This is a genomic window from Halomonas sp. ML-15, assembly GCF_014779595.1.
In the GTDB taxonomy this organism is placed as follows: domain Bacteria; phylum Pseudomonadota; class Gammaproteobacteria; order Pseudomonadales; family Halomonadaceae; genus Franzmannia.
This window is the reverse complement of record NZ_JACXZT010000001.1, coordinates 327,238-345,361: the sequence shown is the minus strand read 5'-3', so window position 1 is coordinate 345,361 and position 18,124 is coordinate 327,238. Positions and strand designations below refer to the sequence as shown.

Sequence of the window (18,124 nt, the reverse complement as noted above, 5' to 3'; positions counted from 1 at the left end):
TGGGGGCGGCTAGCCTGGCAGCGCTGCGCGCTGCAATCGCGGTTGAAACCGCTCCCACACTAGGGGCGGCGTCCCTGGTAAATGTAGGAGCGAATTTATTCGCGATGGGGGCGGCTAGCCTGGCAGCGCTGCGCGCTGCAATCGCGGTTGAAACCGCTCCCACACTAGGGGCGGCGTCCCTGGTAAATGTAGGAGCGAATTTATTCGCGATGGGGTGGCTAGCCTGGCAGTGCTGCGCACTGCAATCGCGGTTGAAACCGCTCCCACACTGGGCTCGGCGCCCCCGGAAAATGTAGGAGCGAATTTATTCGCGATGGGGGTGGCTAGCCTGGCAGCGCTGCGCACTGCAATCGCGGTTGAAACCGCTCCCACACTGGGCTCGGCGCCCCCGGAAAATGTAGGAGCGAATTTATTCGCGATGGGGTGGCTGGCCTGGCAGCGCTGCGCACTGCAATCGCGGTTGAAACCGCTCCCACACTAGGGGCGGCGCTTCACGATCAGCCTTCGATCGCGGCGTCACCCGCTTCGATCCACTCGTCGACGAGGTCGCGGTTCTCTTCTATCCAGTGGCGGGCACCGGCGACCGGATCACCGCGCTCTTCGATCTCTGCCATCAGGCTGCCAAGACTGTCATCGTCCATCTGCCAGGCATCAAGCACCGCGGTCAGCCAGGGGTCGTCACTGGCAAAGTCCTTGCGCGAGAACCAGTAGATGGTCTCGCTGTCGCCGAAGATGTTCTGAGGATCCTCCAGATACTTGAGATCGTACTCCGCGAAAGCCCAGTGAGGGCTCCACAGCGTCACGACGATGTTCTCAGTGCGTGAAATGGCATCATCCAAGGCAGCCATCATGGCCGGGTCGGAGCTGTTGATCTGGGTCTGTGGCAGATCGTAGGCATCGATAGCATCGTCGGTCAGACCGGCGATGGCAGAGCCGGAGTCGATGCCCAGAATGGCGGGCTGGCCCTGGTAATGAAAACTGTCTGCTTGATCGACGAGCTCAGGAATACTGTCGATTTCTGCATAGCTGGGCACGACTAGACCCAGTCCGGTTCCGTCGTACCAACCGCCGTGTACATCGATTCGGTCTTCATACGGCTCCAGGAAGTTGGCATCAGTGACTGGCAGCCAGATCTCCAGGGAGATATCGAAATCTTCATTCGCCAAACCGCTGTAGATCACGCTCTTGCCGGCTTCTGTGAGGTCCACTTCATAGCCATGCTCTTCCTCGAGCACCAGTTTCCACATGTTGGCAACGGCGACGTTCTCGGCCCAGTTGTTCTTGCCGATGGTGATCTCTCGTGTATCGGCCTGGGTAGTGTTGAGTGCTGTGCCGGCCAGTACCAGGCCCGCAGCGGTCATAAGAGGAAGGTGACGGGTAGTTGTCATCTTGTCTCCTTCGGTGTGGTTGCAATGAAGTCTTGGGCTTCACGGGGCCAGCAGCATTTCCTCTAAGGGAAAGCGTGACAGCAGTCGCGTTCCTGTCTCGGTGACCAACAGCTGTTCTTCCAACTTGACGCCTTCTTGGCCACCGTCGGCCCCGATGTAGCTTTCCACGCAGAGGGTCATGCCCGGCTGTATCTCGCCGTCATAACCTGCATCGGGAAAGTCATGGATGTGATAGAGGTAAGGGTACTCGCCGGTCATGCCGACCCCGTGCGCCGAGAGGTAGTAGCGGTTCTTGTGGTAGCGGGAGGGGATATCCCAGGCGCGCTCGGCATAGTCGCGAAAACTCATCCCGGGCTTGATGATGGAGATGTTGTGCTGGACTTGTTCGTTGGCGAGGCGATAGAGCGCCCGTTGCTCCTCGCTGGGCTGATCAGGGCCAACGTGGAAGGTACGCGAGAAATCCGAGTAGTAGCCGTGGCAGCCGACCACATCGGTATCCAGGGCGACCAGCTCATTGGGTTGCAGGGACTTGCGGCCGGTTTCCTGAAACCACGGATTGGTCCGCTGGCCGGAGTTGAGCAGGCGCGTTTCACAGTAGTCGCCATCGCGCTCGATTATTGCTTGATGGAGTACCGACCACAGCGCGTTCTCGGTAATGCCGGGTCGTATGGCCTCACGCAGAGCAGCCACGCCCGCTTCGGTGGCGCGTAGAGAGGCGATCGCGCACTTTATCTCTTCCGCTGACTTGATACAGCGCGCCAACTCCACGGGATGTTGAGCATCGACCAGGCTTACCCCAAGTTCAGACAGTGCTATGGCGCTGCCGGCGTTCATGCGCTCCATGCCGACTCGCACGCCTGGCCCGGCCTCTGCGTCGATGAGGGATTTCATTTCCCTGGCCCAGGCTTTTTCTCGTTGGGCGATGTCAGGACCTGCGGCGACGAAGCTCGCAGTCATTGCCGGTAGTACCTCGTCGATGGTTTCCAACCCGCGAGCGAGATGCTCGCATCCGGTGAATTCGAAAAGGGTTACGCGATGCTGGGTCACCAGGCAGTATCTCGAGGGTGTGTTACGGGCGCTGAACACCTGCATGTTCCTTGCTCCGGTGGCATAGCGGATATTGACGGGGTCCGAGAGAATCAGAGCGCCGATATCCATCTGTTGCATCATCGCGCGCACCCGGCCTAGGCGATAGCCGCGCACGGCCACCAGGTCGATCTCGCCATCCATCTCGCTTGTGCCGACAAGGTCGAGGGGCTGGCGGTTGCTGCGCTCGGCATGCCAGTCAAAGTTGGCCATGACACCTCTATATGGACGTCGCTGTTGATAAGCTAAGCTTTCTATAACGTATGGCCAGTAACCCTATATCCTTGGAGCGATGAAGTGTATGGTCTCTCTTATTATGGAAACCAGTAAGAAAAACTTATGAAAAGCTTTCGCCATCGGCTACCACCGCTATACGCCTTGATGGTCTTTGAGGCAGCAGCGCGGGAGCAGAACTTCTCGCGGGCAGCGCGGGAGCTCCACGTCTCTCAAGCGGCGGTCAGTCAGCAAGTTCGGCACCTGGAGGCTTACCTGGAGACACCGCTGTTCCGTCGGCAGGGACGCGGCGTGACACTCACCCGCCCGGGGGAATTGCTCAAGGAACGGGTCAATGCGGCATTGAGCTACCTGGTGGATGCTGTGGAGGAGGCAACCTTGCCTCAGCAGTCACTCGGCGTGAGCCTTTCCGCTAACACGGCCATGTCACATCTCTGGCTAAGTCCAGCCATACACGCTTTCCGTCGCCACTTTCGGGATGAAGCGCTCCACTTGCGAATGGTGACCAGCGACCGTAGTGCAGATCTTATCGCCGATGACATCGACATCGCCCTGCTCTACGACACCCCGCCGCGTCCAGGGTGGCAAATGGAGCCCTTGTTCGAGGAGTGTCTATTCCCTGTTGCCGCTCCCCACTATCTAGACCAGCATGGGCGGGACTTGGATACAGCCAAGGCATTGCTTGACCACCGATTGCTGGACTTCGAGCGAATCGAGCCCAATTGGGTGAACTGGGAGCGCTGGTTCAGTGCCCTGGGGGTCGAGGCGCTGAATCTGGCCCCGGAGAGTGTTTTCAACAGCTATTCGCTGCTGCTCGATGCGGCGGAGCAGGGGCATGGCGTGGCATTGGGCACCCGGCACCAGATCGATGCACGTCTCGCGGATGGCGCTCTGGAACGGCTCGGGAGTTTCCAGGTGACGACTGGATGCCATTACTGGCTGGCACTGCGTCATGACAGTAAGGCGAATCGCGAGGCTCGCCAATTGGCGGATTGGCTGCGGTCGTGGGTGAAGTAATGAGTAATGTACCCACAGGCGGTGTATTCGATCCCGAGTAACGCATCCACCACCGCTTCTATATCACTTCATCTGGCACTATGACCGGGTATCCGAGAAGAAAATCCATGCACACGAAACCCCAAACACCGCGACCAGAATGGCTGATTGGCCTTTCCATCATGGTTCTGGTCGGGCTGGGCTATTACGCCGGGGCCTGGTTGGGTGTGACCCAGACCATCTCGCCCGACGGCAAGGCCATCATCTGGCCCCCCAATGCTGTGGCACTGGCGGCACTGTTACTCCTGCCCGTGCACCGCTGGGCGTGGATTGTTCCGGCGGTGTTGGCCGCAGAGATCATAGCAGATATCCCCTCCTTTCCGCTGTGGGCGGCTGTATCCTTCGGTTTGATCAACCTGTTCGAGGTCTTCCTCGCGGCCTCGCTGATCCGCTGGTTCACCGGTCCCCGTTTCAATTTTGATAGCCTCTCCCGCGGAGGCTATTTCGTGCTGTTCGGCCCGCTGTTGGCGGCTGGGTCCGCTGCGCTATTCGGAGCCGGGATGTATCGCGTGCTGGCCGGAGAGGGGGGCGAGTATCTTGCCCGCTGGCAAATGTGGTGGTTTGGCGATGCCCTGGGGCTCGTTCTGCTGACGCCGCTGCTGGTCATCTTCGCCCACCAGTACCAGGGATTACTTCAGACCTGGACCCGCAAGCGTCTGCTCGAGCTGGGGGCGGTGCTTCTCCTGCTGGGCGTGATGGGCATCGTGCCCATGGTAACGATTGGGGAGGAGGGTAGCGGTCATCCGCTCTCGCTGGTGTTGTTGCTGCCGCCGGTACTATGGGCAGCTGTGCGCTTTGGCGTGCCCGGTGCGACGGCACTGGTGGCGTTGGTTGCCGCCACTTCCATCGCCTGGACCGTGCATGGGCCCTGGGCGCTACACCACGAGGACCCGGAAGTCGCTATCCTCGCCCTGCAGCAATTTCTCGCGGTTACGGCGACCGTGGGGATTGGCGTCGGCCTTTTGCTGGACGAGATCGAGGCCCAGCGCACGCGCCTGCGGCTGTTCGAACGCACGATGGAATCCATCAACGATGCGGTCATGATTACCGATGCGCGTCGCGTCGACGACCCCATCATCTGGGTCAACGATACGTTCGAAACCCTGTTCGGGTATTCGCGCGACGAGGCCATTGGCCGGAATTGCCGCTTCCTGCAGCACGGCGATGATGACCAGGAAGGCGTAAAGGAAATCCGCGACGCCATGCGCTGCAAGCGCCCAGTACAGACTCTGGTGCGCAACTACCGACGCGACGGCCAGCCGCTGTGGATTCAACTGAGCCTGGCGCCGATATCTGATTCTCATGGCCGGGTTACTCACTTCGTGGGCGTGCAACATGACCTGACTGAACTCAAGCGCTCTGAAGAAGAACTGGAGCGCCGTGTGGCCGATCGAACGGAAGCTCTGCAGAAGGCAAATGCTCGCCTGACCCAGCAGGCCGCCACTGACTGGCTTACCGGCGCGGCCAATCGGCGCCAGTTGATGCGACAAACCAGGCTGGAATTCGCCCGTGCTCAACGCAACGGCACGCCGCTTTCACTCCTGTGCCTGGATATCGATCACTTCAAGACGGTCAACGACGCCTATGGGCACCAGGCGGGTGACCAGGTGCTCAAGCAAGTGGCCCTGAGTATGGAAGAGAATCTCAGGCCCACTGACCTGTTGGCCCGGGTGGGTGGTGAGGAATTCCAGGTTTTGCTGCCGGATACCGATATAGAACAGGCGGGTAAAATCGCTGAGCGAATCCGCTCAGCACTCTATGATCTCGAGATCAAGCTGAAGGACAGGGTGGTGAAGATCACCGTCAGCGTGGGGTGTGCCGAGAGGGGGCGCGACGGCAACGACATCGATTCACTCATGCGTATCGGGGATAAACACCTCTACGAAGCCAAGGAAAAGGGGCGCAATCGGGTGCATTGGCAAGCCACCTGACTATGGGGCCATATATGACAGTGCGTGATGTGACGGCATTCACCTGACAGTGTCAGCCCACTTCCCTCTCGAACTGGCGACTGAGTCGCCTGGCGAGCGCGCTCCCAGTGGTAGACAGGTGCTTCGTCATTTTTATTAATTATGACGGAATTTTGCAATACTTAGATAGCGCTGCTTGGAGGGAATAAGGTGCTCGCGGCATAGCGTGCAGAGAAGCTCTCTATCTTGACGTTTAATGGCATCTATCATGGCAAAATGCTCGGCGCAAGCCTGCTCTAGACTCTCAGCTTCGGTGATGGCCATAAAACGAATGGCATGAGCCTTTTGGGCAAAGTCATTGATGCACTCAACTAAGTATGCATTTCCCGTGGCCGAGAACAACGTGCGATGGAATGCAATGTTAAGCCGGAAAACGCGTCGCAAGTCATGCTTTTCCACCGCGTCGCGGTGCTCGTTCTGGATATTGGTGAGTTCCTCGATCATGCTTGCTGGAGCCGGCAGTGGAATCGACTCAGCCCCGGCGGTTTCGAGAAGCTCACGCATGGCGTAGAGGTCTTCAACCTCTTTGGGCGTATAGGCTTTAACGAAGGCGCCGCGATTCTTTATCCGCTCAACCAGACCAATAGCGTCGAGCTGAAAAAGCGCTTGACGCACGACATGGCGCTTGCAATCAAACCTTTCAATGAGGTCTTCTTCAACCAGACGTTCTTTCGGGTTTAGCCGTCCAAGTACGATATCTTCTTCAATGGCAGAGACAATATCATCTACATTAGGTGAATTAGAAAAGTCTGAAGAGCGATTGAGCTGTGTCATAACAAAGGCAGCTATCCTGGCTGACGCTTGGTGAGTGTGGATGCGATATCGGCATCCGTTTCATGCGGATACCGATATGCTACCAGAATACCCTCAGCCTGGGTATTCAGCGCTGACGTGGCACCCGTGACGAAATCTCGGGACGGCAGAACGCAAAATCACAACCTTCCTCCGCCTGCAGAATCTGTTCGAGAAATAGCTTTCGGTAGCCGCGTTCCTTGCTCGGCTCCACGCGAGGCGACATCGAGGCGCGACGACGGGCTAATTCCTCTTCGTCGACCAGCAGTTGCAGTCGGCGTTCGGACACGTCCAGCTGTATCTGGTCACCATCACGCACCAGCGCCAGCGGTCCAAGTTCGGCGGCCTCGGGAGAGACGTGCAGGATAATGGTGCCCCCGGCCGTGCCACTCATGCGGCCATCCGAGATACGCACCATGTCCTTGACACCTTGTGCGGCCAGCTTCTTGGGGATGGGAATGTAGCCGGCTTCGGGCATGCCTGGTGCGCCCTTCGGGCCGATGTTCTGTAACACGAGAACGTCGTCGGCGTTCACATCCAGTTCCGGGTCGTCTATGCGATTGGCCAGGTCTTCGAGGCCGGTGAATACCACGGCGCGCCCCGAGTGGCGCATCAGCTCCGTTGATGCTGCTGATTGCTTGATGATGGCACCGCGCGGCGCGAGGTTGCCACGCAGCACTGCCATGCCACCCTGAGCGTAAATGGGGTTGTCGCGTGGGCGCACTACCTGTTGATTGAGGATATGCGGACTGGCCGCGAGGTTGTCGCCCAGCGTGTTGCCATTGATGGTGGGGGCATCCAGGTTCAGCAGGTGCTTGATCTCGCGCAACAGGGCTGCCAGTCCGCCTGCATGGTGCAGGTGCTCCATATAGTGTTCGCCGGATGGCTTGAGGTTCACCAGCACCGGCGTTTCACGGCTCATTCGGTCGAACTGATCAAGGTCGACATCGATCCCCAGGCGCCCGGCAATGGCGGTGAGGTGAATCAGGCCATTGGTCGACCCGCCCAGGGCGAGCAGCACACGCAGCGCATTTTCAAACGCGGCTTCGGTCATGATGTCGCTGGGAAGCACCTTCTCGACGGCGATTCTGACGGCCTCTGTCCCGGTCTGCTCGGCAATGCGCTGGCGGTCGGCGAAGACTGCCGGGGCAGCGGCACTGCCGGGCAGCATCATGCCCATGGCTTCGGCAACACACGCCATCGTGCTGGCGGTGCCCATGACAGAGCAGGTGCCGACGGTGGGAACCAGCTTGTCATTGACCTCCGCAATTTCCTGATCGTCGATTTCTTGCCCACGGTACGCGGCCCAGAAGCGCCGACAGTCTGTACATGCACCGACGCGAGTACCGCGGTGTGAGCCGCTGAGCATCGGGCCTGTCACGAGTTGAATGGCGGGCACACCAGCGCTGGCTGCGGCCATCAATTGTGCGGGTACTGTCTTGTCGCAGCCGCCGATCAGGACCACGGCATCCATGGGTTGAGCCCGGATCATCTCCTCGGTGTCCAGTGCCATCAGGTTGCGCAAGTACATGCTGGTAGGGTGAGAGAACGACTCGTGCAGCGAGATCGTGGGGAAGTCGATCGGGAGGCCGCCGGCGAGCATCACGCCGCGTTTCACGCTGTCGACCAGGGCCTCGACGTTACCATGGCAGGCATTGTAGCCGCTGTAGGTGTTGGCGATGCCGATCACCGGCCGTGACAGGGCGTCATCGGTGTACCCCATCCCCTTGATGAACGCCTTGCGCAGGAACAGCGAGAAGCCCTCATCGCCATAGTTGGTCAGCCCCTTGCCCATCCCCTTGGGGTAGTTGTCTGATTTCACTGGAAACCTCCTTCCTCTGTGCCGCTGGCACCCTGGTTGAACTTTGGTCGTATTGTTAACAAGATTATTGACAATCCTGTCAATAACGTACTACGTTTCCTCGGGCATGCCAAATAAAAATCATGCAGCGCCTTAAGACAAAACCATAAACAAAGGTAGGAATTGATGAAAAAGTTATTATTGCCAGCTACCATTTCTCTGTTCGCCATGTCAGCGGCAATCCCCATGTCGGCAATGGCAGAATATTCCGTAACCGATGAAGTAAGAGTCCTGCAAGGATTTCAGGCAGGCGGTGGTAGTGACGCCCTTGCACAGCTTGCTCAGCCATTCCTTACGGAAATTCTTGGCGTAAATTTCGTCAATGAATATATTCCCGGCGCCGCAGGGGCGATTGCCTGGACTCGTCTAGGGAATCAGTCTCCGAAAGATGGGTCTGTTATCAGCATTACCAACACGCCGATGCTGATGACAAACTATATTATAAATGATGCTATCAATTACAATATCGATCAACTGACCCCGATCGCTAACGTGGTGACCGACCCGGGTGTCATTGTTGTTCATCCGGACAGCCCCTATCAAACCATCGAGGATTTGTTGCAAGCCGCTGAGGAGAATCCCGGTCGCATCACCATCGGTAACTCAGGTGTAGGTGGGGATGATTACTTCTCGACTATCATGGTAGAGAATGCAACCGGGCTGAAATTTGAAAAAGTCCCGTTTGCCGGTGATGGCCCATCTGCGACAGCCGCAATGGGTGGGCAGATTGATGCCAGCTTCAATAATGTCGGTATCGTTTATGGTCATATCAAGGCTGACAGCCTGCGCCCGCTGGCGGTTTTCTCGGAAGAGCGGCTGCCCATGCTGCCTGATACGCCGACGCTGAGAGAAATTGGCTACGATGTGGTGAATGGCTCTTCGCGCGGGTACAGCGCACCGGCAGGCATTCCTGATCAGGCGCGTGATGAACTGATCGCTGCGTTTGAAGAACTCGGTACCAATGAAGAGTTCCTGGCTCTGGCAGAAGAGCGGGCTTTTTATATCGATATCATTACCGGCGATGACTATATGGAAATGATGCAGCGCATGGAAGAAACATTCGTTGAGATCTGGGCGAATGTTGAAGATGATGCCTAGTATTTAAATTAAAATATTGGAGGTTAGAATATGAATGTGAGTCGCCTGTCGCTGGGTGCCTTCGGTGTGTTTTTGGCGATTGTTTTCTTTGTCAATAATATAAGCTATCCAACGAGGGCGGCTCAGATTCCACTTATATTTTCCACAACAGTGGGTTTGTTGTCACTGGCACTGATTGTGCAGGAGGTGTTCGCTGCTAAGCTTAGAGTTCGACTTTCCACCTCTGGTAGCACCTCTGATGGATTCGCTGTAGACAGCAAGATGAGATTTAACAAAGAAGGCGTGGTCAAGGCTTTTACGGTCTATGCTTTTGCGCTCTTGTATGTCTATGGAATCAGCGTGGTAGGTTACTTTATCGCTACAGCAATGTTCCTTGCAGCCTCATTGTTTGTGGTAAGGGGGATAAGTATCAAGTATGCAAGTATCGGCGCTATGTCGTTGTTGCTTGTTATTGGCTTGGTATTTTTCCATTTCCTTGGCTTAAACATGCCAGCGCTGCCTTCCTTCTAGCGGCAATACAGAAAATGGAGTGAATCATGGATTCGAGCATGTTGCTCGCTGGGATTTTGAACGTTCTGACATGGTGGAACTTGCTGCTTATCGTAGGCGGCACGTTGCTAGGCATGTTCGTGGGTGCCATGCCAGGGCTCTCGGCCACCATGGCGTTGGCACTGTTGCTGCCAATCACCTTCAGCATGGATCCCGGCGCTGGGCTGAGTATGCTGGCCTCGCTGTACGTCGGTGCGTCCTATGGTGGGTCGATCGCTGCCATCCTGCTGAATACCCCGGGGACGCCGGCCGCTGCCGCGACGGTGCTTGATGGCTACCCGCTCTCCCAGCAGGGCAAGGCCGGCAAGGCGTTGGGGATTTCACTGTTTGCGTCATTTTGTGGCGGCCTGATGAGCGGCGTGGCGCTACTCGTGGCTGCGCCACTGCTTGGGATCCTGGTGTTGAAGTTTGGCCCCATTGAGCTCTTCGCTGTTGCCGTGCTGGGCATTACGATCATTGGCTCTCTTTCCCAGGGCTCGGTGGTGTCAGGCCTACTATCTGGCGGCTTGGGGTTGCTGGTAAGTACTGTCGGCATGGACCTGATTACCGGCACGCCGCGGATGACCTTCGGGCATATGAATCTTTTCTCCGGCGTCAGCTTTACGGTGGCGCTGATCGGCCTCTTCTCTATTCCCCAAGCACTACTGTTGATAGAGAAAAGCGGCCTGGACGTCAAGCGAGTGGCCAACAAGATTACCGATCGGCTGCTTCCAAAGATCAAAGATATCAAGATGCTTATGCCGAATATCTTCAGGTCAGGAGTGATCGGCATTATCACAGGCCTTATCCCCGGTACCGGGGGAGATACGGCGAGCTGGTTTGCTTACAATGAGGCCAAGCGATTTGCCAAGGATAAGAGCCGCTTCGGAAAAGGGGACGTGGCCGGCCTGGCAGCCCCCGAAGCGGCCAACAATTCGGTGGTGGGCGGCTCGTTAATTCCCACTATTGCCTTGGGGATTCCCGGTAGTTCATCCACCGCCATTCTTCTTGGCGCCTTGATGGTGCATGGGATCCTTCCGGGACCTAACCTGCTGACCGAGCATGGGGAGGTGACTTACACATTGATCTGGGCCGTGATCATCGCCAATTTCGCGCTGCTGGCAGTTGGCCTGATGTTCACACGGCTGTGCGTCAGCGTGACCAAGGTGCCCGATGGCTTTGTGGCCTGCGCCATCATCGTGCTGTGCGTAGTGGGCTCGTTCGCGATCAATAATAGCTTCTTTGATGTTGGTCTTATGTTCGGCTTTGGCCTGTTTGGGTACTGGATGATCAAGGCGGGCATGTCGCCTGCACCGATGGTGGTGGGGCTGATTCTTGGACCCGTCATGGAGACTAGCTTCCAGCAATCGATGCTGATTGGCGGTGGTACCTTCATGGTATTCGTCAAGAGCCCGATCGCGCTCTGTCTGTTGTTACTTGCAGCATTTTCGATTATTCAGTCCACCCCGCTATTGGGTTCGATCATATCCAAGTTCAAGAAAACAGCTTGACCAATATCATTGTCGAAAAAGGATAGAAATATTATGGCGACCATTGTTGAGGTAAGAGCACGGACGGTCAGTGTGCCCCTGGATAATCCCACCAGCTTTTCCAATCGAAAAGTTCTCAAGCGTGACTATGCCTTGGTTGAAGTGGTAGGCGATGATGGGCATAAAGGCATCGGTTTCTGCTATGGCGGCAGTAATGCTGGGCGGCTAGTCTCACTGGCGGTGCGTGATCTGCTCAAGCCGGTGCTTATAGGCCAGGATACCCACCGTGTCGAGGGTCTATGGCGTGAGATGTATCAGGAGGCGTTGCTTCATGGTCGGTCCGGCTCTGTCATGCGGGCTATCAGTATCATTGACACTGCGCTTTGGGACCGTAATGCACGCGCTGCCAACCTGCCTCTCTACAAGATGCTGGGTGGCGACAAGAGCGAGAGTGTGGCGGCTTATGCCAGTGGCGGCTATTACCTGGAAGGCAAGACGCCAGCCCATCTGGCTGAAGAGATGCGCGCTCATGTCGCCAATGGCTTCAAGGCGGTGAAACTGAAAGTCGGACGTGACAGCCTTGCGGAGGAGGAGGCCCGACTTGCTGCTGTCAGAGAGGCCGTGGGGCCGGAAGTGCTGGTGATGATGGATGCCAACAACGCCTGGCGTGATTTGCCCTCAGCGCTAGCCTTTATGCGCATGGCCGAACCTTATGATCCCTACTGGATTGAGGAGCCATTCAGCCCCGACGATATCGATAATCATCGTCGCCTAGCCGAGCGCACGCCGGTGCCGGTTGCCACCGGGGAGATCGAGGCGGGGCGCTGGCGTTTCAAGGAGCTGCTGGACAAGGAGGGAGCCATGATCCTGCAGACCGACGCGGCGGTGTGCGGGGGGATTACCGAGTTCCGCCGTATTGCGGCGACTGCGGCGAGCTATGGCGTTGAAGTGTTTCCCCACTGGTTCCACGACCTGCATGTCCATCTGGTGGCGGCAACGCCTAATGCGCCTTTCGTGGAGTACTTTGCTGATGACCAGGTCCTCAACTTCCGTCGCCTGATCGATACCCAGCTCCGTTGTGAAAAGGGCCGGCTCATTCTGCCGACGTCGCCGGGTCTGGGCTTCGACTTCGATGCAGATGCGCTGGCTCAGTTTGCTGTTGATGAATGGCACTGATTCACTTCACCAGGAGAACCTCATGAATCAAGTGCATCGCTCTGGCCAGGTCTGGTCGCCGGTGATCACGCCGTTCGGCCCTGACCTCAAGCCAGATGCCGACCGCTTTGCCAATCACTGCAGGTGGCTGGTCGAGAATCACGTTGGCCTGGCCATGTTCGGCACCAATTCCGAAGCTACCTCGTTGAGCGTGCCGGAAAAGCGCGCCTTGCTCGAGTCCCTCGTTGAGGAAGGCATACCGGCAGAGCGGATGATGCCGGGCACTGGCCACTGTGCCGTTGGCGATACCGTCGAGTTGACGCGGGATGCCGTCAATCATGGCTGTGCCGGTGTGCTGATGCTGCCGCCTTTTTATTACAAGGGCGTCTCCGACGAGGGGTTGTTTCGTTACTTCTCCGAGGTGATTCAGCGCGTGGGAGACGAGCGGCTTAGGGTGTACCTTTACCACATCCCGCCAGTCTCTCAGGTGCCCCTTGGCCTGTCGCTGATCGAGCGATTGCTGAAGGCGTATCCCCAGACCATTGCCGGCATCAAGGATAGTGCCGGCGACTGGGCCAATACCCAGGCATTGATCGAGGCCTTGGGTGGCGATATCGATGTCTACTCTGGCAGTGAGCATTTCCTTCTCAGGAATCTCATGGCTGGAGGGGCGGGCTGCATCAGTGCTACTGCCAACGTCAACCCGGGCCCCATCGCGTCTCTGGCGGCGCGCTGGCAGGACGCCGGCGCCGAGCAGCAGCAGGCGGGGCTTTCCGAACTGCGGCGGGTATTCGAGCAGTTCCCCATGATTCCCGCGCTCAAGTCCGCCACCGCACTGTATGGCGGCGATGCTGCATGGCATCGGTTGCGGCCGCCACTGGTCGAGATGGATGCGCAGCAGCAAAAGGCACTGTCCAGTGCCCTGGATCAGCTGGGGTTCGAGATGCCGGGTCATCGGGCCTGAACGGATACCAGACGCTAACAACCTTGCCCGCCCCGAGGCCCTGTTCGGGGAGCGCCAGCCTAAGAGACACCACACATGACAGCGCAAGTTGAGACTACCGGCAAGCGTGTTGCCGGGCCCACCGTTCGCCTCCATTCCGACGACAATGTGGTGGTCGCTCGTCGGGAGGTTGCTCTGGGGATGGAGCTTCCGGAGGAAGCCGTCACCAGTCGGGCGACCATTCCTGCGGGATATAAAATGGCAACCCGTATGATTCCTCAGGGGGAGCCGATCCTGAAGTACAGCGTGCCGATCGGCTTCGCGTCTCGTGACATTTCTGCGGGCGACATGGTGCATAGCCACAATGTGGCGTTCGAAGAGTTCGATCGTGACTATCGCCACGCAGAGGGCTATGTCCCCGTTACGCCAGTGGCCGCTAATGAGGTCGCTACCTTCCAGGGTATCGTGCGTGACAATGGCCAGGTTGCCACGCGCAACTATATTGCCATCTTATCGACCGTTAACTGCTCTGCCACCGTCGCGCGCAAGGTGGCCGACTGGTTCACGGAGGAGCGGTTGGCGGACTTCCCCAATGTCGATGGCGTGGTTGCCTTTCCGCACTCGCTGGGGTGTGGGATGGAGATGACCGGCGAGCCGATGGCGCTGCTGCGTCGGACTATTGCCGGCTATGCCAGGCACGCGAACTTTGCCGCCGTGCTGATCGTCGGACTGGGCTGTGAGCGTAATCAGATCAATGGCCTGCTCGAAGAGGAAGGGCTGGATGCAGGGGGGCGCCTCCAGAGCTTTACCATGCAGGCCATGGGCGGCACGGCCAAGACCATCAGCGCGTGCGTGGAGGCCGTCCAGGCGCTGTTGCCTGATGCCAATCGCGTCGAGCGGCAGCCTGTGTCTGCCGCCCATTTGACCGTTGCGCTGCAGTGCGGTGGCTCGGACGGCTTCTCGTCGATCACGGCCAATCCGGCGCTTGGCCGGGCGGTGGACATTCTGGCACGCCACGGTGGCACGGCGATTCTTTCCGAGACGCCGGAGATCTACGGCGTTGAGCATACCCTCACGCGACGCGCGGCGAGTCGCGAGGTGGGGGAAAAGCTCGTCGAGCGCGTGCGCTGGTGGAAGGATGAGTACTCCGTTGGTCGCGATGTCCAGATCAATGGCAAGGTCAGTCCTGGCAACCAGGTGGGGGGCCTGGCCAATATCTTCGAGAAATCGCTGGGCTCCTCCATGAAGGGGGGGACTGGTCCGTTGATGGCGGTATATCGCTATGCCGAGCCAGTCACCGCCAAGGGGCTGGTCTTCATGGATACCCCGGGCTATGACCCGGTCTCGATTACCGGCCAGATTGCCGGTGGGGCAAATCTGGTTGCCTTTACTACCGGGCGTGGGTCGATGTTCGGGGCCAAGCCTTCCCCGACCCTCAAGCTGGCGACCAACACGCCAATGTATGAGCGCTTGACGGACGATATGGACATCAACTGCGGCGAGATCATCGACGGCACCTGCGATATGGAGGCCATGGGGCAGCGTATTTTCGAGCTGATGCTGGCTACTGCGTCTGGCCAACGCTCGAAGAGCGAGCTGCTGGGGCTTGGAGACAATGAATTCGTGCCGTGGCATATCGGCATCATGAGCTGAGCGGCGCACTACGCCCTGAGGAGGGGACCATGAGAAAGCGAGTCGTGGCAGTGCGTCGGCTTCATGCCGAGCATCTGAAGCAGCTTGAGAGGCTGTTTCACGTCGATTATTTCCCATCTCTCGGGGAAGACAACGTAGAGAAGTATTACGATGCCTTGGCCCAGGCGCATGGCCTGATCGGCGGCAAGCTCTCGGTGACGCCGGGGCTGCTGGATGGGGCGCCGAACCTTGAGGTAGTGGCCACGATCTCGGTGGGCTATGACAACTTTCCCGTCGATGAGATGAGTCGCCGCGGCATCTTGCTATGCAACACGCCTGACGTCTTGACTGAGACGACCGCCGATACCGGCTTTGCGCTGATCATGGCCACAGCGCGTCGTGTGCCGGAGTTGGATCGGTTCGTCCGCGAGGGGCAGTGGCAGACCCATGTTGACGAGCCGCAGTTCGGGCGCGATGTCCATGGCAAAACGCTTGGCATGGTGGGCATGGGGCGTATCGGTGCTGCCGTGGCGAGGCGAGGGGCCCTGGGGTTCGGGATGCCCATCTTGTACAGCAATGCCTCGCCAAAGCCGGCTCTCGATGCCGAGCTGGGGGCCCGCCACTGCTCATTCGAGGAGTTGCTGGCGAGCGCCGATGTGGTGTGTGTCACCGTGCCGCTCACTGATTCGACCCGCCACCTGATCGGTAGCGACGCCTTTCGCCAGATGAAGCGCTCGGCGATCTTCGTCAATATTGCCAGGGGCCCGGTGGTCGATGAGGCGGCCATGATTGTGGCGCTTCAAGAGGGCGAGATTGCCGGAGCGGGGTTGGATGTCTTCGAGCAGGAGCCGTTGCCGAGTACCTCGCCGCTTCTAGCGCTGCCGCAGGTGGTGGTGCTGCCGCATATCGGCTCGGCGACCCATGAAACCCGTGCGGCGATGGCTCAGCTCGCCGTCGATAATCTGGCGATGGCGCTGCAAGGAGAGCTCCCTCCCTGTGCCGTCAATCCCGGTGCGGCTTCTTTTATCCCTGCACAGGAAAAGATGTGAAGCGTCTAGCCAACATATATAACCTTCAGGATTTCGAGCGCGCGGCGCAGCGGTTTCTGCCGCGCCCGTTGTTCGGCTATGTGGCGAATGCGGCAGAAGAAGGGGGGAGCTTTACCGCTAACCGCCAGGCCTTTGGCGACTTCAGCTTCTTGCCGCGCGGATTGGTCGACGTGTCGAATGTTTCGGTCAGCACGCAGCTCTTTGGGCGCCGCTATGCCGCCCCTTTTGGTATTGCCCCGATGGGCCTCAGTGCTCTTTCGGCCTATCGTGGCGATATCGTACAGGCTCGCGCCGCCGCCACAGCCAAGGTGCCCATGATTCTGAGCGGCACCTCGCTGATTCCCATGGAGGAGGTGGCGGAAACTGGCGGAACGGATTGGTTCCAAGCGTATCTGCCGGGGGACCTTCCGGCGATAGAGGCGTTGATTGCGCGGGTCAGGCGCAGTGGCTTCAAGCATCTGGTCATCACGATTGACTATCCGGTACCACCCAACAGCGACAACAACCGGCGGTGTGGTTTTTCCTCTCCGCTCCGGCCAAGTCTGCGATTGGCGTGGGATGGTCTGGTACGTCCTCGCTGGCTGTTTGGCACCTTCCTACGCACTCTGCTAAATCACGGGGTGCCACATTTCGAGAACAACTACGCGTCTCGTGGCATACCGGTGATCGCCAAGGATGTGAACCGGGACTTCTCGGGACGGAGTCATCTCGACTGGAAAGTACTCGAGCGGGTACGCGAGCTATGGCCCGGCTTTTTGATCGTCAAGGGGATCTTGCACCCCGAGGATGCCCGCAAGGCTCAGGCAATAGGGGTTGACGGCATCATCGTGTCGAATCACGGCGGTCGACAGCTCGATAGTACCGTCGCGACGCTGCTCGCGTTGCCGGCGGTGGTCGAGGCCGTGAGCGATATGCCGGTGATGGTCGACAGCGGGTTTCGGCGGGGCACAGACGTGCTCAAGGCGCTGGCGCTCGGGGCGTCGTTCGTGTTCATCGGTCGCCCAATCAACTACGCGGCAGCGTATGCCGGGGAGGCTGGCGTAGCCCATGCCCTCGAGCTACTCAAGCAGGAAGTGTCTCGCGATATGGCTCTGCTAGGGGTCACGCGAGTCGCAGAGCTTGGCAGGGAACACCTGGTCGCCAACGGTGAATGCCCTTCTTAGGCTATAGCGTCGAGTATCGCTGTATCGCGAATGTATTCGCTCCCACATGGGGGGGCGGCGCCAAGGCTAATGTAGAAGTGACTTCAGTAACGATGGGGTTGGCTGGGGCTCTCCAGGGACCTTTAGTATAAGGCCGTGGGTATCTGCGGAACTTTGCTCGCATAGTGCACTAGTACCTGTTCTGTAAAAAAACCACTTTTACGGATCAGGATAAACACCTTTTGGTTCGATTATATAAAGCCATTAAAATGGAGGGATAAGCGCTATTCTAGAATATAAAAAGTTTGGTTAACTTGCTATAATCTAGGTAAGTCTATGCTTTAAAAGGGTTTTTCTGAAAATCCCAAGGGGTGAATTTCAGTGGAAAGCAGTTTGACACGACGATACATTTCGCTAGGGTTATATGTGAGGATAAATAACTGCCTCGCTTTAAGATTTGAATAACAGTAACCACTCCTTTGAGGGAAAGAGCGATGCGTAATAATAATTCCGAAAAACCAATGATTGAAGCTATTCCTGGCATGAAAGCAGCTTTCGCTGCAGGCCGACTTAGCCAATACAAGCCGCTTGCGAGCTCGGGAGCAGAATCGGTGCAATCTACCTGTGCTGCGTCTTGGGGGCCTGCCATGCGGAGGTGATTCCCCTGGAGTGTTTGGCTTGCGTGATGTTAAGGCAGTCG

At 58.0% G+C, this 18,124-nt stretch carries 15 protein-coding genes; 10 read left to right on the top strand and 5 right to left on the bottom strand.

Annotated elements, in window-relative coordinates; all coding sequences use genetic code 11:
• Positions 1 to 497 precede the first annotated feature (497 nt).
• Positions 498 to 1,388 carry a glycine betaine ABC transporter substrate-binding protein gene (locus tag IEI94_RS01590; RefSeq protein WP_191164877.1) on the bottom strand — a complete coding sequence of 297 codons (891 nt, stop codon included), beginning with the start codon at positions 1,386 to 1,388 and terminating at the stop codon, positions 498 to 500.
• A 39-nt stretch (positions 1,389 to 1,427) separates the two neighbouring features.
• Complete coding sequence (locus IEI94_RS01585) at positions 1,428 to 2,687, bottom strand: M24 family metallopeptidase (protein ID WP_191164876.1); 1,260 nt, start codon at positions 2,685 to 2,687, stop codon at positions 1,428 to 1,430.
• Between the two features lie 126 nt (positions 2,688 to 2,813).
• Between IEI94_RS01585 and IEI94_RS01580 the strand changes: the two genes are divergently transcribed.
• On the top strand, positions 2,814 to 3,725 hold the full coding sequence (locus IEI94_RS01580; RefSeq protein ID WP_191164874.1) for a LysR substrate-binding domain-containing protein: 912 nt from the start codon (positions 2,814 to 2,816) through the stop codon (positions 3,723 to 3,725).
• Positions 3,726 to 3,832: 107 nt separating this feature from the next.
• The gene (locus IEI94_RS01575; RefSeq protein ID WP_191164872.1) at positions 3,833 to 5,695 is read left to right on the top strand and encodes a diguanylate cyclase; all 1,863 of its coding nucleotides are present in this window, start codon (positions 3,833 to 3,835) and stop codon (positions 5,693 to 5,695) included.
• A gap of 135 nt (positions 5,696 to 5,830) precedes the next feature.
• On the opposite strand, the gene IEI94_RS01570 is transcribed toward IEI94_RS01575, so the two are convergent.
• Positions 5,831 to 6,508 (bottom strand): GntR family transcriptional regulator, encoded by a 678-nt coding sequence (locus IEI94_RS01570; protein WP_191164871.1) that lies wholly within the window; start codon positions 6,506 to 6,508, stop codon positions 5,831 to 5,833.
• Positions 6,509 to 6,614: 106 nt separating this feature from the next.
• The gene (locus IEI94_RS01565; RefSeq protein ID WP_318153339.1) at positions 6,615 to 8,348 is read right to left on the bottom strand and encodes an IlvD/Edd family dehydratase; all 1,734 of its coding nucleotides are present in this window, start codon (positions 8,346 to 8,348) and stop codon (positions 6,615 to 6,617) included.
• Between the two features lie 165 nt (positions 8,349 to 8,513).
• Here IEI94_RS01565 and IEI94_RS01560 point away from each other — a divergent pair, with 165 nt between their 5' ends.
• The 8 genes from IEI94_RS01560 (at position 8,514) to IEI94_RS01525 (ending at position 17,445) form a co-directional block, all read left to right on the top strand.
• Complete coding sequence (locus IEI94_RS01560) at positions 8,514 to 9,485, top strand: tripartite tricarboxylate transporter substrate binding protein (RefSeq protein ID WP_224749861.1); 972 nt, start codon at positions 8,514 to 8,516, stop codon at positions 9,483 to 9,485.
• 30 nt (positions 9,486 to 9,515) lie between these two features.
• On the top strand, positions 9,516 to 9,995 hold the full coding sequence (locus IEI94_RS01555) for a tripartite tricarboxylate transporter TctB family protein (RefSeq protein WP_191164870.1): 480 nt from the start codon (positions 9,516 to 9,518) through the stop codon (positions 9,993 to 9,995).
• Positions 9,996 to 10,021: 26 nt separating this feature from the next.
• Positions 10,022 to 11,524, top strand: coding sequence for a tripartite tricarboxylate transporter permease (locus IEI94_RS01550; protein WP_191164869.1), 1,503 nt, complete (start codon positions 10,022 to 10,024; stop codon positions 11,522 to 11,524).
• A 33-nt stretch (positions 11,525 to 11,557) separates the two neighbouring features.
• Positions 11,558 to 12,679: a mandelate racemase/muconate lactonizing enzyme family protein gene (locus tag IEI94_RS01545; protein WP_191164868.1), complete on the top strand. Its 1,122-nt coding sequence runs from the start codon at positions 11,558 to 11,560 to the stop codon at positions 12,677 to 12,679.
• Between the two features lie 22 nt (positions 12,680 to 12,701).
• Entirely contained in the window at positions 12,702 to 13,622 is a 921-nt protein-coding gene (locus tag IEI94_RS01540; protein WP_191164867.1) for a dihydrodipicolinate synthase family protein, read from the top strand.
• A gap of 75 nt (positions 13,623 to 13,697) precedes the next feature.
• Positions 13,698 to 15,254: a UxaA family hydrolase gene (locus tag IEI94_RS01535; RefSeq protein ID WP_191164866.1), complete on the top strand. Its 1,557-nt coding sequence runs from the start codon at positions 13,698 to 13,700 to the stop codon at positions 15,252 to 15,254.
• A gap of 29 nt (positions 15,255 to 15,283) precedes the next feature.
• The gene (locus tag IEI94_RS01530) at positions 15,284 to 16,282 is read left to right on the top strand and encodes a 2-hydroxyacid dehydrogenase (protein ID WP_191164865.1); all 999 of its coding nucleotides are present in this window, start codon (positions 15,284 to 15,286) and stop codon (positions 16,280 to 16,282) included.
• Complete coding sequence (locus IEI94_RS01525; RefSeq protein ID WP_318153338.1) at positions 16,279 to 17,445, top strand: alpha-hydroxy acid oxidase; 1,167 nt, start codon at positions 16,279 to 16,281, stop codon at positions 17,443 to 17,445. Before IEI94_RS01530 ends, IEI94_RS01525 begins: the two co-directional genes overlap by 4 nt.
• Positions 17,446 to 17,758: 313 nt before the next feature.
• On the opposite strand, the gene IEI94_RS01520 is transcribed toward IEI94_RS01525, so the two are convergent.
• A complete protein-coding gene (locus tag IEI94_RS01520; RefSeq protein WP_191164863.1) occupies positions 17,759 to 18,073 on the bottom strand; it encodes a hypothetical protein in 315 nt (104 codons plus the stop codon).
• Positions 18,074 to 18,124: the final 51 nt, after the last annotated feature.

What these genes read in the sequence shown, in the direction of transcription:
- IEI94_RS01590 (WP_191164877.1), bottom strand. Translation starts at nt 1,388, where the DNA reads ATGACAACTACCCGTCACCTTCCTCTTATGACCGCTGCGGGCCTGGTA.
- IEI94_RS01585 (WP_191164876.1), bottom strand. Translation starts at nt 2,687, where the DNA reads ATGGCCAACTTTGACTGGCATGCCGAGCGCAGCAACCGCCAGCCCCTC.
- IEI94_RS01580 (WP_191164874.1), top strand. Translation starts at nt 2,814, where the DNA reads ATGAAAAGCTTTCGCCATCGGCTACCACCGCTATACGCCTTGATGGTC.
- IEI94_RS01575 (WP_191164872.1), top strand. Translation starts at nt 3,833, where the DNA reads ATGCACACGAAACCCCAAACACCGCGACCAGAATGGCTGATTGGCCTT.
- IEI94_RS01570 (WP_191164871.1), bottom strand. Translation starts at nt 6,508, where the DNA reads ATGACACAGCTCAATCGCTCTTCAGACTTTTCTAATTCACCTAATGTA.
- IEI94_RS01560 (WP_224749861.1), top strand. Translation starts at nt 8,514, where the DNA reads ATGAAAAAGTTATTATTGCCAGCTACCATTTCTCTGTTCGCCATGTCA.
- IEI94_RS01555 (WP_191164870.1), top strand. Translation starts at nt 9,516, where the DNA reads ATGAATGTGAGTCGCCTGTCGCTGGGTGCCTTCGGTGTGTTTTTGGCG.
- IEI94_RS01550 (WP_191164869.1), top strand. Translation starts at nt 10,022, where the DNA reads ATGGATTCGAGCATGTTGCTCGCTGGGATTTTGAACGTTCTGACATGG.
- IEI94_RS01545 (WP_191164868.1), top strand. Translation starts at nt 11,558, where the DNA reads ATGGCGACCATTGTTGAGGTAAGAGCACGGACGGTCAGTGTGCCCCTG.
- IEI94_RS01540 (WP_191164867.1), top strand. Translation starts at nt 12,702, where the DNA reads ATGAATCAAGTGCATCGCTCTGGCCAGGTCTGGTCGCCGGTGATCACG.
- IEI94_RS01535 (WP_191164866.1), top strand. Translation starts at nt 13,698, where the DNA reads ATGACAGCGCAAGTTGAGACTACCGGCAAGCGTGTTGCCGGGCCCACC.
- IEI94_RS01530 (WP_191164865.1), top strand. Translation starts at nt 15,284, where the DNA reads ATGAGAAAGCGAGTCGTGGCAGTGCGTCGGCTTCATGCCGAGCATCTG.
- IEI94_RS01520 (WP_191164863.1), bottom strand. Translation starts at nt 18,073, where the DNA reads ATGGCAGGCCCCCAAGACGCAGCACAGGTAGATTGCACCGATTCTGCT.